General features: G+C 66.2%; 7 protein-coding genes. 4 read left to right on the plus strand and 3 right to left on the minus strand.

Features of this window, described 5'->3' with window-relative positions:
• Window positions 1–113 precede the first annotated feature (113 nt).
• The 3 genes from Q0938_RS18680 (at window position 114) to Q0938_RS18690 (ending at window position 2394) form a co-directional block, all read left to right on the plus strand.
• Window positions 114–473, plus strand: a complete 360-nt coding sequence (locus tag Q0938_RS18680) for a DoxX family protein (protein WP_366942787.1) — start codon at window positions 114–116, stop codon at window positions 471–473.
• Between the two features lie 66 nt (window positions 474–539).
• Window positions 540–1403, plus strand: a complete 864-nt coding sequence (locus Q0938_RS18685) for a VOC family protein (protein ID WP_299365546.1) — start codon at window positions 540–542, stop codon at window positions 1401–1403.
• A 10-nt stretch (window positions 1404–1413) separates the two neighbouring features.
• Window positions 1414–2394 (plus strand): glutathione S-transferase family protein, encoded by a 981-nt coding sequence (locus Q0938_RS18690; protein WP_299365548.1) that lies wholly within the window; start codon window positions 1414–1416, stop codon window positions 2392–2394.
• Between the two features lie 143 nt (window positions 2395–2537).
• Here the strand turns inward: Q0938_RS18690 and Q0938_RS18695 are convergent, their stop codons facing one another.
• A complete protein-coding gene (locus Q0938_RS18695) occupies window positions 2538–3110 on the minus strand; it encodes an NADPH-dependent FMN reductase (RefSeq protein WP_299365550.1) in 573 nt (190 codons plus the stop codon).
• 104 nt (window positions 3111–3214) lie between these two features.
• Between Q0938_RS18695 and Q0938_RS18700 the strand changes: the two genes are divergently transcribed.
• Window positions 3215–3448 carry a hypothetical protein gene (locus tag Q0938_RS18700; RefSeq protein ID WP_299365552.1) on the plus strand — a complete coding sequence of 78 codons (234 nt, stop codon included), beginning with the start codon at window positions 3215–3217 and terminating at the stop codon, window positions 3446–3448.
• Between the two features lie 80 nt (window positions 3449–3528).
• Here the strand turns inward: Q0938_RS18700 and Q0938_RS18705 are convergent, their stop codons facing one another.
• Window positions 3529–4098, minus strand: coding sequence for a peroxidase-related enzyme (locus Q0938_RS18705; protein WP_299365554.1), 570 nt, complete (start codon window positions 4096–4098; stop codon window positions 3529–3531).
• A gap of 12 nt (window positions 4099–4110) precedes the next feature.
• Window positions 4111–6420, minus strand: a complete 2310-nt coding sequence (locus tag Q0938_RS18710) for a molybdopterin guanine dinucleotide-containing S/N-oxide reductase (protein ID WP_299365557.1) — start codon at window positions 6418–6420, stop codon at window positions 4111–4113.
• Window positions 6421–6436 lie beyond the last annotated feature (16 nt).

Below are 6436 nucleotides of genomic sequence, written 5' to 3' on the forward strand. Positions count from 1 at the left end.
TCAGCATCACAACGAAAGCCGCCTGATCATGCCCTCAGGCCATCCGGGAAATTACACCAGCTTGACGGACGTGACCTGCGGATGTCACCAATGCAGACCTCGCTGCCACCATCCTGCGGATATCCACGGGTGTGCTGTTTCTCGCCCATGCCTGGCTGAAGCTGGTGATCTTCACCCCGGCCGGCACCGCCACCTATTTCGAGAGCCTCGGCCTGCCCGGCGCCCTCGCCTATCTGGTCATCGCGGCCGAACTCTTCGGCGGCCTCGCGCTGATCCTCGGCGTCGCCACCCGCTGGGTGTCGCTGGCGCTGGTGCCGGTGCTGCTCGGCTCGATCTACGTGCCCCATGGCGCGGCCGGGTTCTTCTTCTCGAACACCGGCGGCGGCTGGGAATTCCCGGCCTTCTGGGCGGTGACCCTGGTCGTGCAGGCGCTGCTGGGCGACGGCGCCTTCGCCGTGAAGCGCCGCGCCTGAACGATACCCGCGTCCACCGGCCGCGGGCGCGCCCCGCGGCCGCAGCCGATCCCGAAAGGAACCGCCATGACCACGCAGACCGACCAATTCGACATGAAGGCCGCACCGATGCGGATCGGCACGGTGCGGCTGAAGGTCCGCGACCTCGACGCCGTGTCGCGCTTCTACCAGACCGTCATGGGCCTGACGCCGCTGCCGGCCGACGGCCCCGGCGTGACGCTGGGCACCGGGACCCTGCGCCTCCTCCATCTTGACGCCGCGCCCGATGCCGACGCCGCGGACCGCCGTCAGGCGGGGCTGTTCCACACCGCCTTCCTGCTGCCGTCGCGCGCCGAGCTGGCCCGCTGGCTGGCCCATGCGGCCGAGGCGCGGGTGGCCCTGCAAGGCGCCTCGGACCACAGCGTCAGCGAGGCGATCTATCTGGCCGATCCCGAGGGCAACGGCATCGAGGTCTATGCCGACCGGCCGCCGCAGCGCTGGCGCGATGAGGCAGGCGAGGTCCACATGACGACCGAGCCCCTCGACCTGCAGGACCTGCTGAAGGCGGCGGGGACGACGCCATGGGCAGGGTATCCAGATGACGGGGTGATCGGCCATGTCCACCTGCAGGTGGGCGACACGGCCGAGGCCGACCGCTTCTACGGCGGCATCCTCGGCCTCGACATCGCCGCGCGCTATCCCGGCGCCAGCTTCTATGGCAGCGGCGGCTATCACCACCAGCTGGCCGGCAATGTCTGGAGCAGCCGCGGTGCGGGCGTCCGTCCCGAGGGCATGGCAGGCCTCGATGCGGTCGAGCTGGTGCTGCGCGACCCCGGCACCGCGGATGCTATCACCTCCCGGGCGAACGATGCCGGCATTGCCGTCGAGACGACTGACACCGCCCTGACCCTCCGCGACCCCTGGGGGACGCGGATCACCCTGCGCCAGTGAGGAGACCGACATGCTCGTGAACGGTGAATGGATGTCCGACTGGCACCCGGTGCAGTCCAGCGACGCCAAGGGCGGCTTCGTCCGCCAGACCTCCAGCTTCCGCAACTGGGTGACGCCCGACGGCGCGCCCGGCCCGACCGGCGAGGGCGGCTTCGCGGCCGAACCGGGCCGCTATCACCTCTACGTGGCGCTGATCTGCCCCTGGGCGTCGCGCACGCTGATCGGCCGCAAGCTGAAGAAGCTGGACGACGTGATCTCGGTCGCGGTGGTCGAGCCGGCGCTGACCGACCAGGGCTGGCGCTTCGGCGACTATCCGGGCGCAGACCGCGACACGGTGAACGGCGCCGCCTGGCTGCACGAACTCTACAGCCGCGCCGATCCGACCTTCACGGGCCGGGCCACGGTGCCGGTCCTCTGGGACAGGCAGCGCAAGACCATCGTGAACAACGAATCCGCCGACATCCTGCGGATGATGAACAGCGGCTTCGGCGACCTGGCCGATCCGACCTACGACCTCTGCCCCGAGGACCTGCGCGGCGACATCGAGGCGCTGAACGACGAGATCTATCCCCGGCTGAACAACGGCGTCTATCGCGCCGGCTTCGCCACCACCCAGGAGGCCTATGAGGAGGCGTTCCACGAGGTCTTCGGCATGCTCGACACCCTGGAGGCGCGGTTGTCCGACGGGCGACAGTTCCTGCTGGGTGACCGCCTGACCGAGGCCGACATCCGCCTGTTCGTGACGCTGGTCCGCTTCGACCCGGCCTATCACGGGCTCTTCAAGTGCAACCTGCGCCGGCTCGCGGATTATCCGGGGCTCAGCGCCTACGTGACGCGGATGCTGGCGATCCCCGGCCTGCGCGAGACGGTCAGCATCGACCACATCAAGCGCGGCTATTACTCGATCAAGGCACTGAACCCCACCGGCATCGTCCCGGTCGGGCCGGACCTGCCGGACTGCCTGCGCCAGCCGCAGCCCGATGCGCGGTAAGCGCGACGCACGCCCTACCCGCAGGCGGGGCATGCCGCCAGCGGCGCCAGGTTGCGAGGCTGCGGCAATGATCGGCAGCTCGGCTCCCCTTGCGCCGAGCTCCGCGAGCGGCACGAACCAGATTCACGGCGCCAGCGAGCCGGTCAGGACGCGCGTGGATAGACCGTCAGGACACGCCCGATGAAGCTGCTGAACTCGTTCATGTAGTTGCGCAGAAAGGTCTCGGTCGACTCGACACTGACTTCGCCACTGTCGGAGATCAGGTCGGGCGTGAACTGGATGTAGGCTTCGACCGCATTCATCATCGGCGAGTTGCAGAACCCGAGAATGCTCTTGAGATGCTGCTGTCCGACCGCGGTCCCGATCGCTCCTGGCGAGGTTCCGATGATCGCGGACGGTTTCCGGGTAAACGAGTTCTGGCCGTAGGGCCGGCTTGCCCAGTCGATCGCGTTCTTCAGTGCGCCAGGGATCGAGCGGTTGTATTCCGGGGTGACGAAAAGAACGGCATCGACTTCGGCAATGGCCGCCTTGAAGTCCTGCGCAACCTTGGGGAAATCTGCATCGAAGTCGTAGCTGTAAAGAGGCAGATCCCGGAAGGGGATCTCCTGCATCTGAAGGTCCGGGGGGGCCAGGCGGACGAGTGCCTTAGCCAGCTTCCGGTTGATCGAGTCCCTTGCAAGGCTTCCGACGAAGTAGCCGACCTTGAAATCCGACATGGTGACCTCCCTGCGGTGTCAAATCCGGTAATCTTGAAGGACGCAGACCGACATGAGTCAGCCCTCATCATCACCAGCTTAGCACGGCACGGACACGCACGCAGATGTCGTGTGAGGGGCGCTTCATCAAGCTCGATGGCGGCGAGCTCGAGGTGACGCGCGTGTTCGCGCCTGTGGCCAAGCGGAACCGGGCTTGGGCCACCTTGGCGCAGCACCTGGACAAGGCGCGCCTGGCCCGCATCGCCGGGACCGAGCCGCTGTCCGCCCTGCCCGCGCTTGCCGACGACATCGTGGCGGGCCGGATCCGCGGTCGCGTCGTGATCGACATCGCCGGGTGAAGCAACGGGGTCGGGGCCGCTGCAACCAGCATGCGGCGCTGCCCGACTCCAGGCAGGCGGCCAGCGCCGGCGGATCCGGTTCAGCGCCCCAGGGTGTAGAACTCGTCGTTCGGCCGCATGCTGGTGACGTTCGCCATCCGGTTCGACATGCCGAAGAAGGCCGAGATGGCGGCGATGTCCCAGACGTCCTCCTCCGAGAAGCCGTGCGACCTCAGCAGCGAGAAATCCTCTTCGCTGACCTCGTAGGCGCTGGCCGAGACCTTCATCGCGAAGTCGAGCATTGCTTTCTGGCGCGACGAGATGTCTGCCTTGCGATAGTTGACCGCCACCTGGTCCGCGATCAGCGGGTTCTTGGCGCGGATGCGAAGAATGGCCCCATGCGCCACCACGCAATACTGGCACTGGTTCGCGTTCGAGGTCGCCACCACGATCATCTCGCGTTCCGCCTTGGTGATGTCGCCGGGCTTGTCCATCAGCGTGTCATGATAGGCGAAGAACGCGCGGAACTCATCGGGCCGACGTGCCAGCACCAGGAAAACGTTCGGCACGAAGCCCGATTTTTCCTGCACTGCCAGGATGCGGTCACGGATGTCCTCGGGCAAATTTTCGATGGATGGCACGGGAAAGCGGCTGATGGCGGCTTCGGTCATGGAGCTTCCTTTCTAGGTGGCCAGGATCTCGGCCAACTGCGATTGATAGGTCTCGATGGCGTCGGGGACGTCACCTGCGTAAGGCTCGATCCGGACAAGGCAGGTATGGGCCGAGCAGCCTTGGCCGAACCGCGATGTGCCAACATCCAAGGTTAGCACGTTCGGATTTCCAGAGATGTCGATGCCACTGTTGCCTGCCGGGGTGAACCACGCGCCCGTCGGCAGCACAGCGACCCCCGGGCGCACCGTCTCGGTCACCAGTGCTGTAGCGAGACACGCCCCGCGCGCGTTCCACAGCCGCACGGTTGCGCCATCTGCAATGTCGTAGCATGCGGCATCAGCGGGGTTGATCCGCACCTGTTCCCGGCCGCCGCGCTTCTCGGCCAAACTCGCGGCGCCGGTTTCCAGCTGGCTGTGCAGACGCCCCGCCGGCTGATGCGAGATCAGGTGCAGTTGCTCTGCCGTGGCGCTGCCCAGCCACTCCGCCGGTTCGATCCACGCCGGATGGTCGCGGCAGTCATCGTAGTTCAGCCGCGCCAGCGTTTCGCTACCCAACACGATGCGGCCGCTTTCGGTATTGAGCGGATGGGCCTCCGGGTCCTCGCGGAAGTCGGACAGGTATGTGTGATGTTCCTGCACCGGGCAACGGGCGTAGCCCTGTTCCCAGAACGTCCCGAACTCCGGCATGGCGAAGCCGTAGCTGCGCAGCGCATGATCGCGGCTTTCGTTGTAGATATGCCGCAACCAGCCCATCTCGTCCCGGCCCTCGTTGAAGGCGTCGCCGACGCCGAGCTTTTCGGAAATGGCATTGAAGATGTCGAAGTCCGAGCGCGCCTCGCCCAGAGGTTCGATCGCCTTGTGCATGGCGAGGATCAGGTCCGATCGTTTGTTACCTGCGAGGTCGTTGCGCTCGATCGAGGTTGTCGCCGGCAGCACGATGTCAGCCCGCCGCGCGGATGCTGTCATCATCGGATCCTGCACGATGATCGTTTCGGGGCGGGTCCAGGCCTCTGACAGCCGGTTCAGGTCCTGATGGTGATGGAACGGGTTGCCGCCGGCCCAATAGACCAGGCGGATGTCGGGATAGCTGCGGGCCTCGCCCTCATAGGTGTAAGGTCCGCTAGGGTTCAGCAGCATGTCGCTGATCCGCGCCACCGGGATGAAGCTGTTGATGGGTCTGGACAGCTGCGGGATCGCGGGGGACTTGCCGATGTTGATGGGCGACCCGACCCCGCCGAGCGAGCCATAGCCGTAACCGACGCCGCCCCCGGGCATACCGATCTGCCCGATGACTGCGGCAAGGCCGAGTGCCGCCCAGAAGGGCTGCTCGCCGTGATGCGCGCGCTGCAGGCTCCAGCTGACGGACAGCATGCTGCGAGTCTCGACCAGACGGCGCGCCAGCGCGCGAATGCCTTCCGGCTCTAGGCCGGTGATCGAGGCTGCCCAATCGGCATCCTTGACCTGTCCGTCGGTCCGTCCGAGCAGATAGTCAAGCAGCCTCTCAGAGCCGCTCGTGCAGCGCGAAAGAAAGGTCCTGTCCTGACGCCCCGCCTTCACGATCTCGCCCGCAAGACCGAGCATGAGTGCCGTGTCCGTGTTGGGACGGACAGGCCACCAGTCAGCATCGACCCAGTCCGGCAGGTCCTCGCGAAAGGGGGATACCAGGACGACCTTTATCCCCTTGGCTGCAACCTGACGAAGATAGGCCTCGATCCTGTGATGGCCTATACCTCCGGCCTCGACCTGTGCAGTGCGCGGGCTCATTGCACCGAAGACCACGAGCGTCTCGCTATGCTCCGCGATGGTATCGAGCGTATTGGCCTGACCGCCGCAGGCCCGGTCGTCGCCCAGCGTGTGTCGCAGGATCACCGGCCCCGCGGCAATGGAATAGGTGTCCACATGACCGGTATAGCCGCCGGCAAGGTTCATCATCCGCTTGAGGAGGGATGAGGAATGATGAAACCGTCCGCAATGCGTCCAGCCATAGGAGCCCGCAAAAATAGATGCATTACCATGGTTCTGACTGACGCGGAGGATCTCGCCCGCGACCAGATCGGTGGCCTCGTCCCAGCTGACAGGCACGAAGCGCTCGCTGCCGCGGCCGCGGCGGTCGCTCTTCTCCCGCGCGCTCAGCCAGCCTTCCCGCACCAAAGGCTGCAGCACCCGCCCCTGCGGGCGCGCCCATTCCACGATTGAGGCGATGATCGGCGAGGGGGCCGGGTCATGCTCGAATGGCTCGACGCCCACAATGCGGCCGTCCTCCACGAGGATCGTGTAGGCCCCCCAGTGGCTGCAATGCGGAACGCGTTTGATCTTGCCCATCCTGGGCCCTTTCAGA

The organism is uncultured Paracoccus sp., assembly GCF_947496875.1.
In the GTDB taxonomy this organism is placed as follows: Bacteria; Pseudomonadota; Alphaproteobacteria; order Rhodobacterales; family Rhodobacteraceae; genus Paracoccus.